General features: G+C 74.5%; 17 protein-coding genes and 1 riboswitch. Of the genes, 7 read left to right on the top strand and 10 right to left on the bottom strand.

What is annotated here, in order from left to right:
* The first annotated feature begins 55 nt into the window (after nucleotides 1-55).
* A complete protein-coding gene (locus tag AC0OO9_RS12155) occupies nucleotides 56-1,456 on the top strand; it encodes an FAD-binding oxidoreductase (protein WP_484517303.1) in 1,401 nt (466 codons plus the stop codon).
* A gap of 87 nt (nucleotides 1,457-1,543) precedes the next feature.
* On the opposite strand, the gene AC0OO9_RS12160 is transcribed toward AC0OO9_RS12155, so the two are convergent.
* On the bottom strand, nucleotides 1,544-2,074 hold the full coding sequence (locus AC0OO9_RS12160; RefSeq protein WP_484517304.1) for a hypothetical protein: 531 nt from the start codon (nucleotides 2,072-2,074) through the stop codon (nucleotides 1,544-1,546).
* Nucleotides 2,075-2,162: 88 nt separating this feature from the next.
* The gene (locus tag AC0OO9_RS12165; protein WP_484517928.1) at nucleotides 2,163-3,980 is read right to left on the bottom strand and encodes a glycerol-3-phosphate dehydrogenase/oxidase; all 1,818 of its coding nucleotides are present in this window, start codon (nucleotides 3,978-3,980) and stop codon (nucleotides 2,163-2,165) included.
* A gap of 78 nt (nucleotides 3,981-4,058) precedes the next feature.
* Here AC0OO9_RS12165 and AC0OO9_RS12170 point away from each other — a divergent pair, with 78 nt between their 5' ends.
* Nucleotides 4,059-6,686: a S8 family serine peptidase gene (locus AC0OO9_RS12170; protein WP_484517305.1), complete on the top strand. Its 2,628-nt coding sequence runs from the start codon at nucleotides 4,059-4,061 to the stop codon at nucleotides 6,684-6,686.
* A gap of 16 nt (nucleotides 6,687-6,702) precedes the next feature.
* Here the strand turns inward: AC0OO9_RS12170 and AC0OO9_RS12175 are convergent, their stop codons facing one another.
* Nucleotides 6,703-7,293: a dienelactone hydrolase family protein gene (locus tag AC0OO9_RS12175; protein ID WP_484517306.1), complete on the bottom strand. Its 591-nt coding sequence runs from the start codon at nucleotides 7,291-7,293 to the stop codon at nucleotides 6,703-6,705.
* Between the two features lie 63 nt (nucleotides 7,294-7,356).
* Here AC0OO9_RS12175 and AC0OO9_RS12180 point away from each other — a divergent pair, with 63 nt between their 5' ends.
* From AC0OO9_RS12180 to AC0OO9_RS12190, 3 genes are all read left to right on the top strand, one after another.
* Entirely contained in the window at nucleotides 7,357-7,950 is a 594-nt protein-coding gene (locus AC0OO9_RS12180) for a helix-turn-helix domain-containing protein (RefSeq protein ID WP_484517307.1), read from the top strand.
* A 34-nt stretch (nucleotides 7,951-7,984) separates the two neighbouring features.
* Nucleotides 7,985-8,914 (top strand): GNAT family N-acetyltransferase, encoded by a 930-nt coding sequence (locus tag AC0OO9_RS12185; protein ID WP_484517308.1) that lies wholly within the window; start codon nucleotides 7,985-7,987, stop codon nucleotides 8,912-8,914.
* A 91-nt stretch (nucleotides 8,915-9,005) separates the two neighbouring features.
* Nucleotides 9,006-9,203: a hypothetical protein gene (locus tag AC0OO9_RS12190; RefSeq protein WP_088998151.1), complete on the top strand. Its 198-nt coding sequence runs from the start codon at nucleotides 9,006-9,008 to the stop codon at nucleotides 9,201-9,203.
* A gap of 59 nt (nucleotides 9,204-9,262) precedes the next feature.
* On the opposite strand, the gene groL is transcribed toward AC0OO9_RS12190, so the two are convergent.
* From groL to AC0OO9_RS12205, 3 genes are all read right to left on the bottom strand, one after another.
* Nucleotides 9,263-10,885, bottom strand: coding sequence for a chaperonin GroEL (gene groL, locus AC0OO9_RS12195; protein WP_132239974.1), 1,623 nt, complete (start codon nucleotides 10,883-10,885; stop codon nucleotides 9,263-9,265).
* A gap of 274 nt (nucleotides 10,886-11,159) precedes the next feature.
* Complete coding sequence (locus AC0OO9_RS12200; RefSeq protein ID WP_484517309.1) at nucleotides 11,160-12,278, bottom strand: hypothetical protein; 1,119 nt, start codon at nucleotides 12,276-12,278, stop codon at nucleotides 11,160-11,162.
* A 214-nt stretch (nucleotides 12,279-12,492) separates the two neighbouring features.
* Nucleotides 12,493-12,696 (bottom strand): cold-shock protein, encoded by a 204-nt coding sequence (locus AC0OO9_RS12205; RefSeq protein WP_121400069.1) that lies wholly within the window; start codon nucleotides 12,694-12,696, stop codon nucleotides 12,493-12,495.
* A 210-nt stretch (nucleotides 12,697-12,906) separates the two neighbouring features.
* On the opposite strand from AC0OO9_RS12205, the gene AC0OO9_RS12210 reads away from it, so the two are divergent.
* Nucleotides 12,907-13,440 (top strand): GNAT family N-acetyltransferase, encoded by a 534-nt coding sequence (locus AC0OO9_RS12210; protein WP_357578716.1) that lies wholly within the window; start codon nucleotides 12,907-12,909, stop codon nucleotides 13,438-13,440.
* A gap of 84 nt (nucleotides 13,441-13,524) precedes the next feature.
* Here AC0OO9_RS12210 and paaN read toward each other — a convergent pair whose 3' ends face one another.
* From paaN to AC0OO9_RS12230, 4 genes are all read right to left on the bottom strand, one after another.
* Nucleotides 13,525-15,198 carry a phenylacetic acid degradation protein PaaN gene (paaN, locus tag AC0OO9_RS12215; protein WP_484517310.1) on the bottom strand — a complete coding sequence of 558 codons (1,674 nt, stop codon included), beginning with the start codon at nucleotides 15,196-15,198 and terminating at the stop codon, nucleotides 13,525-13,527.
* Between the two features lie 52 nt (nucleotides 15,199-15,250).
* A complete protein-coding gene (locus tag AC0OO9_RS12220; RefSeq protein ID WP_484517311.1) occupies nucleotides 15,251-16,270 on the bottom strand; it encodes a GNAT family N-acetyltransferase in 1,020 nt (339 codons plus the stop codon).
* 517 nt (nucleotides 16,271-16,787) lie between these two features.
* Complete coding sequence (gene thrC, locus AC0OO9_RS12225; RefSeq protein WP_132239969.1) at nucleotides 16,788-18,074, bottom strand: threonine synthase; 1,287 nt, start codon at nucleotides 18,072-18,074, stop codon at nucleotides 16,788-16,790.
* A gap of 10 nt (nucleotides 18,075-18,084) precedes the next feature.
* Nucleotides 18,085-18,220, bottom strand: a riboswitch (SAM riboswitch).
* 109 nt (nucleotides 18,221-18,329) lie between these two features.
* Nucleotides 18,330-18,758, bottom strand: coding sequence for a DoxX family protein (locus AC0OO9_RS12230; protein ID WP_484517312.1), 429 nt, complete (start codon nucleotides 18,756-18,758; stop codon nucleotides 18,330-18,332).
* 173 nt (nucleotides 18,759-18,931) lie between these two features.
* On the opposite strand from AC0OO9_RS12230, the gene AC0OO9_RS12235 reads away from it, so the two are divergent.
* Nucleotides 18,932-19,681 (top strand): hypothetical protein, encoded by a 750-nt coding sequence (locus tag AC0OO9_RS12235; RefSeq protein WP_484517313.1) that lies wholly within the window; start codon nucleotides 18,932-18,934, stop codon nucleotides 19,679-19,681.
* Nucleotides 19,682-19,722: the final 41 nt, after the last annotated feature.

A 19,722-nucleotide genomic window follows, 5' to 3' on the forward strand; every position in this document is an offset into this window, starting at 1 on the left:
CCCCGCGCCGGGGACCGGTTGGTGATCGCGCGGGACCGACCGTAGCCTCGGCGACATGGCCGGATCCCCCCTCCTCGACGACCTGCGGGCGGCGCTCGGCGACGACGCCGTCCTGACCGACCCGGACCTGTTGCGGATGCACGAGCGGGACGAGGCCGACCTCTGCGCCGCCGGTGCGCCCCTGGTCGTGGTCCGTCCCCGCACCACCGCACAGGTGGCCGCCGCGCTGCGGGCGGCCGCGCGGTACGGCGTGCCGGTGGTGCCGCAGGGGGCGCGCACGGGGCTGGCCGGCGCGGCCAACGCCGTCGACGGCGCGATGGTGGTCAGCATGGTCGCGATGGACGCGGTGCTGGAGATCGACCCGGTGAGCCGGATCGCCGTGGTGCAGCCCGGCGTGGTCAACGCGACGCTCGCCGCCGCCGTGGCGAAGCAGGGGCTGTGGTACCCGCCCGACCCGGGCTCGTGGGAGTCGTCCACGATCGGCGGGAACGTCGCCACCAACGCCGGCGGCATGTGCTGTGTCAAGTACGGCGTCACCACCGAGTACGTGCTGGGCCTGGAGGTGGTGCTCGCCTCCGGCGAGGTGCTGCGCACCGGTCGGCGTACCGCCAAGGGGGTGGCGGGGTACGACCTCACCCGGCTCTTCGTCGGCTCCGAGGGCACCCTCGGGGTGATCACGGAGGTGACGGTGGCGCTGCGGCCCGCCCCGGCGGAGTCGCTGACCATGGTGGCGGTCTTCCCGTCCACCGCCGCCGCCGGCGCGGCCGTGGCCGAGATCGCCGCCCGGGGGCTCTCCCCCAGCCTGCTGGAGCTGCTCGACCGGACGCACCTGCGGGCGATCGAGGCGTACCGTCCGATGGGGCTGCGGACCGACGCCCAGGCGCTGCTGCTGGCCGCCGCCGACACCGGCTCCCGCGCGGCCGACGATCTGGCCGGCCTGGCCGCAGTCTGCGAGGCGGCCGGCGCCGACGAGGTCTACGCGGCCACCGACGCCGTGGAGGCGGCGGCCCTGTTGCAGGCGCGCCGGCTCGCGCACCCGGCGATGGAGAAGTTCGCGGCGGAGACCTACCCGGGCGGCAACGGCGGCCTGGTCATCGACGACGTGGCGGTCCCCCGGGGCGCGCTGGCGGCGCTGCTCGACGGGGTGGCCCGGATCGCGGTGGAGTGCGACGTGACCATCGGCGTGGTCGGCCACGCCGGCGACGGCAACATGCACCCGAACATCGTGGTGGACCGGGCCGACCCGGCGAGCCTCGAACGCGGCCGGCGCGCGTTCGACGAGATCATGCGCCTCGGCCTCGAACTGGGCGGAACCTGCACCGGCGAGCACGGCGTGGGCCTGCTCAAGCGCGACTGGCTCGCCCGCGAGATCGGCCCGGTGGGCGTCCGCGTGCATCAGGCGATCAAGGCGGCGCTCGATCCGGCCGGCCTGCTCAACCCCGGCAAGGTCCTCTGACGGGCCCGGCGCGACGGCCTCCCGCCGGCCGCGGTCCGGACGCCGGTGGCGCCGGTCCCGGGCGGGCCTCCGCCGGGGGCGCGGCCGTCAGGCGGTCATCTCGGCCGGGGTGGCCTGGGTGAGCAGCAGCAGGATCTCGTTGGCGATGGGCGGGTGCTCCTCGCCGGGGCAGTCCTGCGACGTGACCAGGCCGGTCGAGGTGAGCAGGCTGGAGGTCAGCGCGTCGATGCAGGTGACCTGGTAGCGCCGGACCTGGTCGGTCTCCTTCGCCAGGCCCGGGTCGGCGAGCAGCTCCTGGAGCCGGGCGGCGTGTTCCGGGCCGAGCACCCCGGTCGACGTGACGCCGTCGCCGGCGCAGTCGACACACTCCCACCTGCCGTCCGGTTCCACCTTGAGCGTGCGCAGCGGGCCGTCCGTGCCGACCCGCTGGAGGAGGCTGACCTCGCCCCTTCCGGCGGTCGCCGCGCCGCCGGGCCCCGGCTGCGACAGCCCGGTGCCGGCCGGACCCGGCGCGGGGCCGTCGTCGGCGTTTCCGGGCAGCGAGCAGCCGGCGAGGGTGGCGGCCAGCAGGGCGGCGACGGACACGCGGACCGGACGCAACCAGGAAGCGGAGGGCACGGGCCGGAACCTATCCCACCCTGGGTGAGGGCCGTAACCGCTCTCCGGGGTCGGGCGGGCGAATGTAGGGGTGACCGGGGCCGGGCCGTCAGCGGGACGAGGACGGCAGTTCGGCCTGGTCGTCGTCCGCGCCACGGTCCGCCGCGAAGCCCCGTACGTCGGGTGCGCCGAGCCGGGCGGCGTCGGCGGTGGCGTCGTCGGGCATCAGCTGGGACTCGCGTTCCGCCTCCACCCGGGCGCGGTAGTGCTCCACCTCGCGGGCCCGGGTGGCCTCGTCCCAGCCGAGCACCGCGCCCATCAGCTCGGCCGCGTGGCCCACCGACTCCAGGCCTCGGTGCGCCGTCTCGAAGGAGATCCGGGTCCGCCGGGTGAGCACGTCCTCCAGGTGCAGCGCCCCCTCGGCCCGGGCCGCGTACGTCACCTCGGCGGCCAGGTACTCCGGTGCGCCCGCCAGCGGGGACGCCTGCAGCGGGTCCGCGTCGATCAGCGCGAGCAGGTCGCGGGTGAGGGTGCCGTAGCGCTCCAGCAGGTGCTCGACCACCCCGACCGGCACCCCGTGCCGGCGGGCGAGGTCCGCCCGGTCCCGCCACGTCGCCGGGTAGCCGTCGGCGCCGAGCAGCGGCAGGTCGGCGGTGCGGGAGGGGCGTACGACGCCCAGCCGGTGGGCCGCCCGGTCGACCACGTCGGAGGCCATCACCCGGTACGTCGTGTACTTGCCGCCAGCGACCAGCAGCAGCCCGAGCATCGGCTCGAAGACGGCGTGCTCGCGGGACAGCTTGGAGGTGGAGTCGGCCTCGCCGGCCAGCAGCGGCCGCAGCCCGGCGTAGACGCCCTCGATGTCGGCCGTCGTGAGCGGCCGGTCGAGCACCTTGTTGACCTGCTCCAGCAGGTATTCGATGTCCCGGGCGGAGGCCGCCGGGTGGGACCGGTCCAGCCGCCAGTCGGTGTCGGTGGTGCCGATGATCCAGTGCCCGCCCCACGGGATGACGAAGAGCACGCTGGTGGCCGTACGCAGGATCAGCCCGGCCTCGCCGGTGATCGCCGAGCGGGGCACCACCAGGTGCACGCCCTTGGAGGCCCGGACGCGGATGCCGGGGCGCAGCCCGACGTCGTTCAGCATCCGCGACATGTCGTCGCTCCACACCCCGGTGGCGGCGATGACGGTGCGGGCGCGTACCTCGAACTCGGCGTCCGGGGAGCCGGGCGGTGCCTCCAGGTCGCGGACCCGGACGCCGGTGACCTCGCGGGCCTGCCGGATGAGCCCGACCGCCCGGGTGCTGTTCACCACTGTCGCGCCGAGGCTGGCCGCCGTGCGGGCCAGGGTCACCACCAGCCGCGCGTCGTCGACCTGCCCGTCGTAGTAGCGGATCGCGCCGGCCACCGCGTCGGCGCGCAGGCTGGGGAAGACGCGGCGGGCGCCCTCGCGGGTCAGGTGCCGGTGCAGCGGCATGCCGCGCCCGCCGCCGAAGACCCCGGCGAAGGCGTCGTACGCCGCGACGCCGGCGCCGTAGTAGGAGCGGCGCAACACCCGGGCCGGCAGGCCGCGTACGCCCCGCCCGTCGGGCAGCGGGACCAGGATGGGCACCGGCCGGACCAGGTGCGGGGCCAGCCGGGTGGCGAGCAGCCCGCGCTCGGTGAGCGCCTCGTGCACCAGGTGGAACTCCAACTGCTCCAGGTAGCGCAGGCCCCCGTGGATGAGCTTGCTGGAGCGGCTGGAGGTGCCGGCGGCGTAGTCGCGGGCCTCCACCAGGGCCACCTTCAGCCCCCGCGAGGCGGCGTCCAGGGCGGCGCCCGCCCCGGTCGCGCCACCGCCGATGACCAGCACGTCGAAGCGTTCGGCGCGCAGGCGGCGCAGGTCGGCGGCCCGGCGCTCGGGGGAGAGCTGGCCGGCCGTCGTTCGGGACACGTTGGGGTCACGCACCCGTCCACGGTAACCGCCGCCGCCACCCGGCGGGACAGCCCGTCCGCGCCGTACTGTCGCAGGATGGAGGTCGGCCCCCCGTTCCCCGCTGGTCAACCCGTTCCAAGGCCCTCGGCCACGCCGGGCCCGCCGAGCCCCTGGGCGGTGGTGGCGGCGGCGGTGACCGGCTGCTGGACGGTCGGGCTCGTCGTCGTCGGCCAGCTCGGCGGCTGGCTGGCCGACCAGGTCCTGCTGGCCTCCGGGCTGGACCGCGTGGTCTGGCTCTGGCCGGCGACGGTGCTGTTCACCGTGCTGCTGGTCGGGGCGCCCGCGCTGACGCTGGCCCTGCTGCCCCGCTCGGCGGCGGTCCGCACCACCGGCCGGACCTGGCTGGCGGCGGCCCTCGCGCTCGGCGCGCTGGGGCTGCTCCGGGCGATGCCGCCGGTGCACCACGAGGCGTACCTCGCCGCGCTGGCCGCCACGGCCGCCCTGGCCGCCCTCGTCCTGCGGGCGCTGGCCCGCCGCGCGGCGGTCGCGACCCCCCGGGTGCCCGCCTCGACCGCCCCGCGCCGGGCGCCCGCGTCGGCCGCCACGCTGCTCGGGGTGGCCGGCGGGCTGGCGCTGCTGCTGCCCTGGGCCTGGCTGGGCGCCCTCGGTGGGCTGCTGGAGACGGTGCTCGCCGGGGTCGCCGCCGCCGCGCTGGGCGTGCTCGCCGGGGCGCTGCTGGACGACGCCTTCTGGTCCCGCTTCACCGTCGGCGAACCGCCCCGGCCGGCCCGGTTGGTGCTGGTCGGAGGGCTGGTCGCCGGGGTCGCGCTGCTGCTGCTCGCCGCCGGGGTCGGCCAGTCCGGGGCCCAGCTTCCCCTGCTGCTGACCCTGCCGCCGGCCGGCTTCGCGCTGGCGGCCCTGCACGCGGCGGCCCGCCACCCGGCCCCGGCCGACCCGCCGGGCCCCGCCTCCGTCGGTTCCCCGGGTGCCGCTCCCACCGGCCCGTCCGGCCCGCTCCCCGCCGGCCCCTCCGGCCCGCTCCCGGCCGGCCCCTCCGGCCCGCTCCCCGCCGGCCCGTCCGGCCCGCTCCCGGCCGGGCAAGCCGGCGCCGACGGCCGGGAGCCGGCCGGGCGGCCGGGGACGGGCGCCCTCCGGCCCGCGGTCCGTTGGCTGGTGGGGCTCGGCGTGCTCGGCCCGCTGGCCTTCACCGATCCCGAGGAGATCACCCTCCTCCTGGCCAGCACCCGCGACGTGCCGTTCTGGGTGGCCGCCGCCGCTGGCGCCGGCCTCGCCGTCGCGGCCGTCCTCGCCGTGACGTACGGCGTGCTGCTGGGCCGGGGCCGGCGGCCGAGTCGGCGGGTGGCCGGGGTGACCGCCGCCGCGCTGCTGCTGGCGGTCGGCGTGGTGGCCGTCGGCGTGGGCCAGCCCGGCCTGCACGGCGAGCGGCTGTTCGTGGTGCTGCGCGAGCAGGCCGACCTCGCCGGCGTCCCGGCGACGACCGGTCGGGCCGGCCGGGACGCCCGGGTCACCGAGGTCCACCGGCGGCTGGTCGCGACCGCCGAGCGGACCCAGGCCGACCTGCGCCGGGACCTGCGCCGGCTGCGGCTCGACCACACCCCCTACTACCTCGTCAACGCCGTCGAGGTGGACGGGGGACCGGCGGTGCGGGCCTGGCTGTCGCGCCGGCCGGAGGTCGACCGGGTGCTGGTCAGCCAGCGGGTGCGACCGCTGCCCGCGCCGGCCGGTCGCAGTCGCGGCACCGCGCCCGCGCCCGCCGGCCCCGAGTGGAACGTCCGGATGCTCGGTGCGGACCGGGTCTGGTCCCAGCTCGGGGTGGACGGTTCCGGGATCGTGGTGGGCAGTTCGGACTCGGGCGTGGACGGCGGGCACCCCGCGCTGGCGGGCGGCTTCCGGGGCGGCGACGACTCCTGGCGCGACCCGTGGAACGGCACCCGGGCGCCGACCGACCAGGGCGGGCACGGCACCCACACGGCGGGCAGCGCGGTGGGCCGGGGCGGCATCGGGGTCGCCCCGGGTGCCCGCTGGGCCGGCTGCGTCAACCTGGACCGCAACCTCGGCAACCCCGCGTACTACCTGGACTGCCTCCAGTTCATGCTGGCGCCCTTCCCGGCGGGCGGGGACCCGTTCACCGACGGGCGCCCGGCGCGCGCGCCGGACATCCTCACCAACTCGTGGGGCTGCCCGGCGATCGAGGGCTGCGACCCGGGCGTGCTCGGGCCGGCCACCGCCGCCCTGGACGCCGCCGGCGTCATGGTGGTGGCCGCGGCCGGCAACACCGGGCCGTACTGCCGCTCGATCGACGACCCGCCCGCCCCGTACGCGGACGTGCTGACCGTCGGCGCGGTGGACCGGCAGCGCAAGGTCACCCTCTTCTCGTCGCGGGGACCGGTGCCGGGGGCGGCCAAGCCGGACCTGGTCGCGCCGGGTGACGAGGTGCTGTCGGCGATGCCGGGCGGCGGGTACTCCGTCCTGAGCGGCACCTCGATGGCGACGCCGCAGGTGGCCGGCGTGGTGGCGCTGATGTGGTCGGCCAACCCGGCGCTGGTCGGCGACCTGCCCCGCACCCGGCAGATCCTGCGGGACACCGCGACCCCGGCCGTGGCCACGTACGCCACCCGGACGCAGACCTGCGGGGGCGACCGGAACATCACCGGCGCCGGCCTGGTCGACGCGTACGCGGCGGTGCGGGCGGCACGGGGCTGAGGGGCGCAGCGCCGGTTCACCCCAGCCGGTCGAGGAACTCCCGCGAGCGCCGCAGCACCAGTGCCGTGGCCTCCGCGTCGTACGACGGCAGCGTGCTGTCGGTGAACAGGTGCTGGTCGCCCGGGTAGACGAACAGCTCGCCGAGGTCGGGGCCGACGATGCCGACCAGCTCGCGGGCGGCTTCGATGTCGCCCTCCAGTGCGAAGAACGGGTCGGCGTCCATGCCATGGATCTGCACCGGGACCCCGGCGGGCCAGGGGCCGACGGCCCATTCGCCGGTGACGGGCAGGCAGGATTCGTAGAGCAGCGCGCCACGGGCGCCGGGCCGGGTCTGGGCGAGCCGCTGGGCGGTGGCGGCGCCCCAGGAGAAGCCCGCGTGGACCAGCCCGTCGGGCAGCTCGGTCACGGCCCGGTCGGCGCGCTCGCGCAGCACCTCGCGCCCGATGCTCTTCGTGAGCGCGAAGCCCTCGTCGAGGGTCGCCGGGAGTTCACCGTCGAACAGGTCGGGGGTGTGCACGGTGTGCCCGCCCGCCCGCAACTGTCCGGCGAACTCGCGCAGCCCGTCGGTGAGCCCGAGCAGATGGTGGAACAGGACCACGTCGGCCATCTCTACACTCCTGTCAACAGACGACAACGATCGAATGATCCATGATTCTAGAACGGTCGAGAAATGTCGAGCAATGAGCGGATCCCGGACTACGACCTCGACGACCTGCTCGTGGTCACCGCGCCCGCGCAGCTTCGCGCGCTGGCCGATCCCCTGCGCGCCACCCTCCTGGAGCTGCTCCTGGAGCGGGCCGCCACGGTGACCGAGCTGGCCCGGGCGGTCGACCGGCCGAAGAGCAGCGTCGCCTACCACGTGACCGCGCTCGTCGACGCCGGCCTGCTCAGGGTGGTGCGGACCCGGAGGGTGCGGGCGATCGACGAGCGGTACTACGGCCGGGTCGCCCGCACGCTCTACATCGGCGCGCTCACCCGTCCCGAGGACAGACAGGTCGCGACCGCCGTCAACGGGCTCGCGGAGGCCGTCGCCGAATCGGCCGCCGCCCACGCCGCCGACGACCTGCGCTGCACCCTCGTGCACGCCCGCATCCCGATCGGGGAGGTACGCGCGTTCTGGGCCGAGGTGCAGGCGCTGGCCCGCCGCTTCGCCCAGATCCCCCGGTCCGGCGACCAGGTGTACGGGTTCGTCGCCGGCCTCTACCCCACCGACGCGCCGACCCTTCCGGAGCCCGACCCAGGCGCTGACAGGGGCTCTGCTTAACAGCAGCGCTCCGGGTGACCTAGGGTCGGCGTCCATGGACCTGAAGATCGTCGAGCTGGGGCCCGACCGGCGGCCCGCCGTGGTGGAGCTCTGCGGGCGGGCACTGGACCTGCCGGAGGACGCGGCCGAGGCGCCGGCCATCGTGGACACTCTCTGGGCGCGGGCCGCCGCCCACCGCCCGGTGTTCGCGTGGGGCGCGCACCGGCAGGGGCGCCTCGTCGGTGTGCTCATCGGCTCCCTCGCCGCCGGCGCCGGCGACGCCCGTGGTCACGTCGACCTGGTCGCGGTGGCGCCGGAGGAGCGGCGGAAGGGTGTCGGCAGGGCCCTGCTGGCGACCGCCGAGGCGCGGCTCGCCGAGCTCGGCGCGGTGGAGGTGCTGCTCGCCGGGAATCCCCCGCACTACGCCTGGCCCGGCATCGACGTGCGCTACACCCCGGCGGTCTGCGCCGCGCTGGCGCTCGGCTACCGGCAGGACCGGACGGCGTGGAACATGACCGCCGACCTGTCGTACGACGGCTCGCCCGCGCTGCGCCCGACGGAGCCGGCGGAGGCGCGGCTGGCCGGACAGGGCGTCACGGTCCGCCGCGCCGAGGCGAATGACCTGCCGGCGCTGGGGGAGTTCGCCCGCGCCACCTTCGGCGGGGCCTGGGACGCCGAACTGGCCGCCTCGGTGGACCGGGAGGGGGCGGGCTGCCACCTGGCCGAGCGCGACGGCGAGGTGCTCGGCTTCGCCGCGTACGGGTCGTCGCGGCCGAGCTGGTTCGGCCCGATGGGCACCGCCCCGGCGGCCGAGGGCTCGGGGATCGGCGGGGTGCTGCTGCGCCGCTGCCTGCGCGAGCAACGGGCGGCGGGCGTGACGGCGGCGCAGATCGGCTGGGTCGGGCCGGTCCCGTTCTACTCGGGCAGCGCGGGTGCCCGGATCGAGCGCGTCTTCTTCCTGTACCGCAGGACGCTCGGGGACTGACAACCGGGCGAACGGGATATAGACCCCCATAACGCCATTCGCCCGCATTGGTGATCGTCGCGCCCTACCGTTTCCGGTAGAGGAGGCAGCCATGACCACGGACGACGAACGCCCCGGCCCGTTGCCGTTCGACCGGCTCGACTACGGCGACGCCGAGCAGCAGGCGGAGATGGCCGGCGTCGACGAGCCGGCCGACGAGCCGGTGACACTGGTCGACGAGCCGGTGCAGATCCCGCAGCCGTACGACCGGGCGCAGAAGAGACGCAACCAACGGCCACTGCCGACGTGACAGCGCAAGGGGCGGACCGCAGACGCGGCCCGCCCCTTGCGGCGTTGTTGGAGCTGGACTCAGAAGTCCATGTCCCCGCCACCCGGACCAGCCGGGGCGGCCGGGGTCTTCTCCGGCTTGTCCGCCACGACGGCCTCGGTGGTGAGGAAGAGCGCCGCGATCGACGAGGCGTTCTGCAGCGCCGAGCGCGTCACCTTGGCCGGGTCGATGATGCCCGCGGCCAGCAGGTCGACGTACTCGCCGTTGGCGGCGTTGAGGCCGTGACCCGGGTTGAGGTTGCGGACGTGCTCGACGACCACGCCACCCTCGAGACCGGCGTTGACGGCGATCTGCCGCAGCGGGGCGTCCAGCGCGATCTTGACGATCTGCGCGCCGGTGGCCTCGTCGCCGACCAGGTCCAGCTTGTCGAAGGCGGTCTTGCCGGCCTGCACCAGCGCGACGCCACCACCCGGGACGATGCCCTCCTCGACGGCGGCCTTCGCGTTGCGGACGGCGTCCTCGATGCGGTGCTTGCGCTCCTTCAGCTCGACCTCGGTGGCCGCGCCGACCTTGATCACCGCGACACCGCCGGCCAGCTTGGCCAGCCGCTCCTGCAGCTTCTCGCGGTCGTAGTCGGAGTCGCTCTTGTCGATCTCGGCCCGGATCTGGTTGACCCGGCCCTGGATCTGCTCGGCGTCGCCGGCACCGTCGACGATGGTGGTCTCGTCCTTGGTCACCACGACCTTGCGGGCGCGGCCCAGCATGTCGAGGCCGACGGCGTCCAGCTTGAGGCCGACCTCCTCGCTGATGACCTGGCCACCGGTGAGGATGGCGATGTCGGCCAGCATGGCCTTGCGGCGGTCACCGAAGCCCGGCGCCTTGACGGCAACGGACTTGAAGGTGCCCCGGACCTTGTTGACGACCAGGGTCGCCAGGGCCTCGCCCTCGATGTCCTCGGCGATGATCAGCAGCGGCTTGCCCGACTGCATGACCTTCTCCAGGATCGGGAGCAGGTCCTTCACCGACGAGATCTTGCTGTTGACGATCAGGAGGTAGGGGTCGTCGAAGACGGCCTCCATGCGCTCCGGGTCGGTCATGAAGTAGGCCGAGATGTAGCCCTTGTCGAAGCGCATACCCTCGGTGAGCTCCAGCTCCAGCCCGAAGGTGTTGCTCTCCTCGACGGTGATGACGCCTTCCTTGCCCACCTTGTCCATCGCCTCGGCGATGATCTCGCCGACGCTGGTGTCACCGGCGGAGATGGAGGCGGTGGAGGCGATCTGCTCCTTGGTCTCGACGTCCTTGGCGAGCTTGAGCAGCTCCTCCGAGACGCTGGCCACGGCGGCCTCGATGCCCCGCTTCAGGGCCATCGGGTTGGCACCGGCGGCCACGTTGCGCAGGCCCTCGCGGACCAGGGCCTGGGCCAGGACGGTCGCCGTCGTCGTGCCGTCACCGGCGACGTCGTCGGTCTTCTTCGCGACCTCCTTGACCAGCTCGGCGCCGATCTTCTCGTAGGGGTCCTCGAGCTCGATCTCCTTGGCGATGCTCACACCATCGTTGGTGATGGTGGGGGCACCCCACTTCTTCTCGAGGACGACGTTGCGGCCCTTGGGGCCGAGGGTCACCTTCACGGCGTCGGCGAGCTGGTTCATGCCCCGCTCGAGGCCGCGGCGCGCCTCTTCGTCGAACGCGATCATCTTGGCCATACGGCGTTGTCCTCCTGGACACTCACGGGCCACCCGGAGTGTGTGTCCCGGATGGGCCGCCTGGTGTACGCACCTTGGGACGTCGCCACCTGGCGACGACGACGTCTCCTCGGCCGGGCCGGATAGCCCGCGACGACCGGCCATGTGCCGCAGCCGCGTCTGGACGCCGCTACGACCGTGGCCCTACCGCCCCGACCGTTGGCACTCGCGGTATGCGAGTGCCAATGACTTGTTTAGCACTCTCCCCTGCCGAGTGCAAGCACGATCGCCCCGGTCAGCCGAGTTCACCGGCCAGCCGCGCACTGTCCACCGGCCCCTCGTGGGCACGCTGCTCGGCGTACGTGACGACCAGGCCGACCAGCTGGGCGAGGTGGGTCGGCAGGGCCAGCACCGCGCCCACCAGCGTCACCACGAGCACGCCGACCGCCGTGCCGGGCGACTCCAGCGGGGTGGTGCCGAACGGCAGCGTGCCGATGCCCTGCACCATGCTGGCGGCCCCGCTGCCGACGATCACCGCCGCCGCCACCAGCGCCACCCGGCCGAGCAGCAGACCGAGCCGGTCGTGGAACATGCGGAAGGAACGGCCGATCGGGTGCTGTCGCTCGAAGAGGTAGACCGGGCCGGCCATGCTCAGCGCGAAGGCGAAGTAGATGCCGGGGATCACGCAGAGACAGACCCCGAGCCCGATGATCACGCTCATCAGCAGGGTCCAGCCCCAGAGGCCCAGCGCCCGGCGCGCCCCGTAGGAGAGGGCGGCGCCCACGCTCAGCGGCTGACCCGCCGCCTGCCGGGTGACCACCCAGGTGCCGGCCGCCCAGCCCAGGCTCTGCACGAAGCCGAAGACGAGGGCGCTGCCGAGCACCACGGACAGCAGGACGACCGTGTCGGTCAGGAAGGTGTCGGGCAGCGCGGCGGGGTCGCCGGCCATCGACTGCTCCCACTTGGCGCTCGGGTCGACGACCAGCGAGAGCATCGACACCACCAGGGCCGGCAGCGCCTGGGTGAGCAGCAGGATCGGCAGCAGCAGCCGCCAGCCCCGACGCACCGCGCCGGCGCACCGGCCGAACCAGCCGTTGACGCCCGCGCCGGGCGGGGTGACGAGCAGGTCGGCCGGGTCGAGGCCGTGCCCCGGCGGGTACCACCCGTGGACCGGCTGCCCGGGATAGGCGACCGGGGCGCCCGGGTGCCCGGGGTACGCGACCGGGGCCCCCGGGTACCACGGCTGCCCGCCGTACGGGCCGGAGCCGGCCGGGTACCCGCCGGTGGGCGGGAAGACCCAGTCCTGCGGCTGTTGCGGGCCCGCGGGCGCAGCGCCGCCCGGGCCGACGGCTGGCGTCGCGGAGGGGTCGGAATCTCCCGGGGGCGGCGCGGCCTGGGGCGGCTGGTCGGACATGAACCCTCCTCAGCGATGGCTGGAACGGCTCACGATCCTCCCCTGCCGACGCAACCGCGCCGAAGCCCGCCCCCGTGGAGCGGACCGGCAGACCGCCCGCCCCGGTGGAGCGGACCGGCAGACGACCGCCCGGACCACCGGGCCACCCCCGGCCGGCGCCCCTTGACCGGTGGTCGGGAGGTCGGTCGGCGCGGGGGCGCGGGAGGGACGCCCGTCAGGCGATGACGCGCACGCGCTCGGCCTGGGGGCCCTTCTGGCCCTGGGCGATCTCGAACTCGACCCGCTGGCCGTCGTCCAACGCCTTGTAGCCGTCCATCTCGATCGCCGAGAAGTGGACGAAGACGTCCTGCCCACCGTCGACGGCGATGAAGCCGTAGCCCTTTTCGGAGTTGAACCACTTCACGGTGCCCTCTGCCACGGTGCACTTCCTCACTCTGCGCGGCGTTCCACGACCCCGGAGGCCGGGCGGGCCGGCACCGGAGGACCACCGGCTCGGCGATCGACGAGGGCCGCTGAAACGGTGACCGAAATCGCACGCTACACGAAGCGTGACGACGGCGCACGACCACAAATCGGACATACACCGATCGACCGCCATCGGCCGTCATCGCTGTGATAGGCATTCGGCATGACGAGCACGCCCGACGGTCCGGGGCCGACGCGGCGGGCCGAGATCCGGCGGGTCCGACCCCCGGACGCTGCTCGGATGCGGGCGCTGCGGCTGGAGATGCTCGCCGACGCCCCGCTGGCCTTCCTGGAGACCCTCGCCGACGCGGCGGCCCGGTCGCACGCCGACTACGCGGCCAGGATCGCGTCCGTCTCCGTCGGGGCGGGCACCGCCCAGTTCGTCGCGGACCCGGGCGGCCGGCTCGTCGGGCACGCCGGCGGCACGGTGGCCCCCGGGGAGCCGGGGCTGACCGTGGTGTACGCCGTCTACGTCACCCCGCCCTGGCGGGGCACGGGCCTCCTCGGCGACCTCGTCGACGCGGTCGCGGCCTGGTCCCGCGCCTGCGGACGCCCCGAACTGATGCTGGAGGTCGTGGTCGGCAACGACCGGGCCTACCGCGCGTACCGGCGGCTGGGCTTCGTCGACACCGGCGTACGCGTCCCGCACCCCACGGTCCCGGCGCTCACCGAGCTCCAGATGCGCCGCCCGGCCTGACCCGCGCCGGCGACCCGTTCCGCCAGGACCGGATCGGCTGCCCGGGCGGCCCGTGCGGGGGCCGACCCGGGCAGCCGGACAGCCTCAGGCGTGCCGGCGGGACTGCACGATGCGGAACCGGTTGGCCACGTAGGCGCCGTCGGTGAGCGCCGAGTTGGCCGCCGCGTTGGCGCCGCTGCCGTGGAAGTCGGAGAAGGCCGCCGACTGGTTCACGAAGACCCCGCCGGTCAGGTTGCAGGACAGGTGCACCCCGACCTCGATCGCCGCGGCCTCGGCCGCGTCGAGGACCGCCTCGTCGGTGGAGTAGACCGCCGCGGTGAGCGCGCCCTTCTCGCCGACCGTGGCGCGCAGGATCTCCAGGCTGTGCGCGGTGGAGTCCGTGGCGATGGCGAACGAGATCGGCCCGAACCACTCCTTCGAGTAGGTCGCGGTGTCGTCGGCCGCCAGCCTGACCACCGTCGGGGTGCGGACCACCGCGCCGGGGAAGGCCGGGTGCTCGACCGTACGCGACTCCAGCACCGCCTCGCCGACCTTGGTGACCTCGTCGAGGCGCTCCAGCACCCCGTCGTTGACGATCGCGCCGGTCATCTCCACCCCGCGCGCCGGGTCGGCGGTGACCTTGGCGACCGCCGCGGCGATCCCGCCCGCCACCTCGTCGAAGCTCTTGTGCCCCTGATCGGTCTCGATGCCGTTGCCGGGAATCAGGATGTTCTGCGACGTGGTGCACATCTGGCCGCTGTAGAGGGTCAGGGTGAAGCCGAGGTTGCGGCACATCCCGGCGAAGTCGTCGGTGGAGTCGATCACCACCGTGTTCAGCCCGGCCTTCTCGGTGTAGACCGCGGCCTGCCGGGCGTTGGCCTCCAGCCAGTCGCCGTACTCGGTGGAACCGGTGAAGTCGATGATCTTCACGGCCGGGTGCAGGGCCAGCGTGGAGGCGAGCTTCTCCCCGGGAGCCTCGGGGGCGAGCAGCACCAGGTTCGGGTCGAAGCCGGCTTCGGCGAGCACCTCCCGGGCGTACTTCACCGTGATCGCCAGCGGCAGCACCGCGCGCGGGTGCGGCTTGACGACGACCGGGTTGCCGGTGACCAGCGAGGCGAACAGCCCCGGGTACGAGTTCCAGGTCGGGAAGGTGTTGCAGCCGATCACCAGCGCCACGCCACGGGGCACCACGTGGAAGGTCTTGGTCATCCGCAGCGGGTCGCCCTTGCCGGCCGCCTTCTCCCAGCCCGCCGTCCCCGGGTGCCGGGTCATCTCCGCGTACGCGTAGGCGACCGCCTCCAGCGCGCGGTCCAGCGCGTGCGCGCCGCCCGCCTGGAAGGCCATCACGAAGGCCTGGCCGCTGGTGAACTGCACCGCGTTGGCCAGCTCGAAGATGTGCTTGTGCAGCCGGTCGAGGATCTCCAGGCAGACCCCCACGCGGGCCTGCGGGCCGGCGTCGCGCCAGCCGGGCAGGGCGGCGGAGGCGGCGGCGACCAGCTCGTCGGCGCCGGCGTGCGGGTAGCGGACGTCCAGCTCGACGCCGAACGGGCTGCTCTCGGTGGCGACCCGGTCGGCCGCGCCCGGCTGGTCGAGGGGGAAGTCACCGCCGAGGTACGCCTCGAAGGCGGCCTTGCCGTCAGCGGCGGCGGTCTCGCCGTAGACCCGGGGGCTGGGCGACTCGGGATAGGCGGACCAGTACCCGCGCTCCGTGATCGCGGTCAGCGCCCGGTTGAGGGTGTCGGCGTGCCTGTCGTACAGGGGGTGCGGGGTCTCCGTCATGCCCGCCATCATGCAACAGGAACCCCTCAGATCAGTAGGGGCGTGTCACAACTCAGATGGTGAGCTGCCAGTCGGTCCAACCGTCGACGGGACGGAACCCGAGCTGCTCGTTGATCCGCACCATGTGGGCGTTCTCCGCCGCGTTGAAGGTGTCGATCGCGCGTACCGCCGGCTCGTGGGCCAGCAGGTGGCGCAGGTTCTCGACCTTGGTGAGCAGGCCGAGGCGGCGACCGCGGTGCTCCGGGTCGACGATGGTGATCTGCTGGAACGCGTGCCAGTCGGCCGACGCCCCGACGTCGAGCAGGGTCCAGGCGACCACCCGGCCGGACGCCTCGTGGCGCACCGCCGTGTGGTAGCGCCGCCGCCCCCGCGCCTGCAGCGCCCGCTCGATGCCGCGGACGCGTTCGACGTCGATCCGCTCCGGCTCCCACTCCACGTCGCCCAGGGGCGCGTCGGCCATCAGCCGGCCGTCGAGGTAGGCGATGTCGGCGACGTACTCCTGCGGGGTGTCTCCCTGCCAGCGCACGACGTCGTAGCCGGCGGCCCGGCTCCGGGCATCGGCCAGCGCAGCGGCCAGGCCGTCGTGGTCGAGCCGGGTGGTGTCGAGCCGGCGGCGGACCTCGGCCAGTGCCGGCCGGGCGCCGGTCGACGCGGCGAAGGCGGCGGCGGCCCCGGAGCGGGCCGGGCCGCCGGGAAGCGCGGAGACCGCCATCGCCAGCACCCGCTTGCGGCCCCGCTCCCGCAGCAGGCGTACGCCGTGCTCGTGCAGCGCGCGCCCGACGCCGCGGCGCCGGCGCTCCGGGTGCACGACCAGGTCGGCCTCGGCGTTCTCGGTGTTGTCGAGCTGCGGCAGGTCCAACGCGAGGTAGCCGGCGGGCACGCCGTCGAGCCGGGCCAGCGCCCAGAGCGGCTCGTTGCCCGGCATCGGGTGCCGGATCGCCGCCTCGAAGCGCCGCCGGCAGAAGGGCGGAAAGTCCGGCAGGTCGACAGCGTTGGCCGCCGCGCCGATCCGGTAAGCCTCGTCGACGGCGGCCTGGTCGGCGGCGTCGAGCGGCGCGATCGCGATGCTCATCGGCTGAGGGTGCGCCACCCGACGACGATCGGGCCAGCGAATTAACGCTGGCCCGATCGAAAGTTGGTCGGGAGGGACGCTCGCACAACGCCTCCGGCGTTGGGTCGCAAGAACTGAAAGTCTCCGGCGAAACGCCCTCCCGCACGGAGCATCTTGCGCCGTCCGGTTCCTGCCGTCAAGTCCTCGTCGGCGCGTTTTCCGCACTCACAGCGAAATCCCAGTTACCCCCCGAATCCCCACCCCAACCCCCCAACCCCCGGCCCCCCCGAACCCCCGGACCCCCGGACCCCCGGGCCCCCGGGCCCCCGGGCCCCCGGGCCCCCGGGCCCCCAGACCCTCGGACCCTCGGACCCCCAGACCCTCGGACCCCCAGACCCTCGGACCCTCGGGCGTCGATCATGAGGTTGGCGGCACTGTTCGCGATCAACTTCGCCGCCAATCTCATGATCGACGCGGAGAACCGCGCGCGGCCGACGTGGAGAACCGCGCGCGGCCAGGGTGCGGGCGGGGGCGCGGGTCAGCCGAGGAGGCCGGCGTCGCGGGCGGCGCGGAGCGAGGGCTTGATGCGGTGGGTGGGGCCGACCTCGCCGGCCACCGCGTCGAGGGTCTTGAGGCCCTCGCCGGTGTTGAAGACGACGGTCTCGGCGGTCGGGTCGAGGCGGCCGGACTCGACCAGCTTGCGCAGCACGGCCACGGTCACCCCGCCGGCCGTCTCGGCAAAGACGCCGGTGGTCCGGGCCAGCAGCCGGATGCCGGCGCGGATCTCGTCGTCGTCGACGTACTCCATCCAGCCCCCGGTGCGGCGCACCGCCTCCAGCGCGTAGATGCCGGCGGCCGGGTCGCCGATGTTGAGGGACTTGGCGATGCCGGTCGGCTTGACGGGCGTGATGGTGTCGGTGTCGGCGTGCAGGGCGGTGGCGATGGGGTTGCAGCCCGCCGACTGCGCGCCGAACACCTTCCAGCCGCCGGCCGGCGCCTCGACCAGGCCGATCTCGACCAGCTCGGCGAACGCCTTGTCGATCTTGGTAAGCAGCTCGCCGGAGGCCATCGGGATCACCACCTGCGCGGGGATCCGCCAGCCGAGCTGCTCGGCGACCTCGTAGCCGAGCGTCTTCGAGCCCTCGGCGTAGTAGGGGCGCACGTTGACGTTGACGAACGCGGTGTCCTCGAACTCGTCCGTCTCCACCAGCTCGCCGCAGAGCCGGTTCACGTCGTCGTACGAGCCGTCGATGGCGACCAGTTCGCCGCCGTAGACGGCGGTGGTGATGACCTTGCCCTGCTCCAGGTCGCCGGGGATGAAGACCACCGACGGCGCGCCGGCCCGGGCCGCGTGCGCGGCGACGGAGTTGGCCAGGTTTCCGGTGGAGGCGCAGGCGTAGCGGCTGAAGCCGAGCGCGCGGGCGGCGGTCAACGCCACCGAGACGACCCGGTCCTTGAACGAGTGGGTCGGGTTGGCGCTGTCGTCCTTGACCCAGAGCGGGGCGGTGATGCCCAACTCGGCGGCGAGGTGCGGGGCCGCCACCAGCGGGGTGAAGCCGGGGTCGAGGGTGACCCGGGTGGCCGGGTCCTGGCCGGCGGGCAGCAGCGCCGCGTACCGCCAGATGTTCTGCGGGCCCGCCTCGATCTGCTCCCGGGTGACCGTCGCGAGCGCGGCGGCGTCGTAGTCGACCTCCAGCGGGCCGAAACACTCGTAGCAGGCGTGCTGGGCGGCGAGCGGGTAGCGCGCCGAACAGGCGCGGCAGACCAGGGCGCGGGCGGGGCTGGCGGTGGTGTCGATGCCGGAGGGGGCGAACGTCGACGTCATGTCGCGGGTCCTCTCATCTTTCCCCGCATCGCACCCTGCGGCGGGGACGGAATTGGCACCTGCCCCGCCGGTCGCTCTGCGATGAGCGCGCGGGGTGGTTGCCGGGGCGTCGTCGGGCCGTATCCCTCAGCCCCTCTGGATGAGGTATGCAGTTGTGCCGTCGAGTCTAAGCACCGACGCCGCCGGGATCGACGCGAGATCCCACGCTGTGAGCGATCCCGCAGCCGCCGTCGGGCCTTCCTCGACGGTACGGATTCAGGCGGTCACCGAGCGGGAGTCGGCGGGGCGTCGGGCCCGCAGCGCGGTGTCGACCGCCCACGCGCCGGGGCCGAACACGGCGATCAGCAGGAACGACCAGCAGAACAGGACGGCCAGCTCACCGCCGTTGCGCAGCGGGAGCAGCGCGTCGGGCTGGTGCACCACGAAGTACGCGTAGGCCATCGAGCCGGACGCCAGCAGGGCCGCCGCCCGGGTCAACAGCCCGACGAGCACCAGCCCGCCGCAGACCGCCTGGATCAGCGCGGCCCACCACCCCGGCCACTCGCCGAGCGGGACCGCCTCGCCGGTGCCCCGGCTGCCGCCGAGGATCCCGAGCAGTGAGGCCAGGCCGTGGCAGAGGAAGAGCAGGCCGACGACGGCGCGGAACAGGGAAAGGGCCGGGCCGCCGATCCGGTCAGCGAGCATCAGGGCACCTCCGGTCAGGAAGAGGGGACGACACCAGAATGCCGCCGGGCATTTGACAGTGTCGATTGATTCCCCCTCTGTGGGAACGCTCCCATCAGCGGCGGCAGGCGGTTTACGAGGGCGTTGGCGCGGGCCCGTTACGGTGCGGGCACATCGACGGAAAGGAACGCGCGATGCGTCGCAAGCTCGTCCCGGTGGTGGCCCTCTCCATGGCCTGCCTGCTGGCGTTCACCACCGCCTGCTCCACCGGCAACCGCAAGAAGCGGAACCGGTCCGCCGACCGGACCGCCGGCACCGCCGCGAAGCGGGACGACGTCGACGCCACCCCGGCGACCACCCGGGCGACCCTCACCCCGCGCCGCACCGGCGACCAGCTCACCTGCCTGGAACTGCGCGACACCCGGGTCGGCAGCCGGAAGGTCCGCTACCGCGGGTACGCCACCCCGCTCCGCCTCTCCGACGGCCGGTGGGCCGACCGGGACGGCACGACGGTGCAGTTGCAGCGGCCGTGCGCCGTCGGCGACCTCGACGGCGACGGCGCGGGCGACGCGATCGGCGTGGTCGCGCTCGACGGCGGCGGCACCGGCCGCTTCTTCACCCTCGCCGCCTGGCGGAACGTCAGGGGCGAGCCGGACTACCAGGCCCAGGTCGACCTCGGCGACCGTACGCCGGTGGAGAGCGTCAGCGTGCGCGACGGCAGGGCGACGGTGGTCTACCTGACCCGGCCGGCGGGCGGCCCGATGGCGGAGCTGAGCATCCGACGCACCGCCGTCTACCAGCTCAGGGGCGCGACGCTGGCCGAGCTGAGCCACACCGACGCCCGGGTGACCAACTCGTCCGACGACGGGGACACCGCCGACTCGGGCACCGCGCCGGACTCCCCCGACTCCCCCACCCGTAAGCGCAGGCCCCGTTCCCGCTGACGTCCTCGCGACCGGGCCGCCTCGGCCGGGACCCGTCGGCG

The organism is Micromonospora sp. USAFONa4, assembly GCF_057197825.1.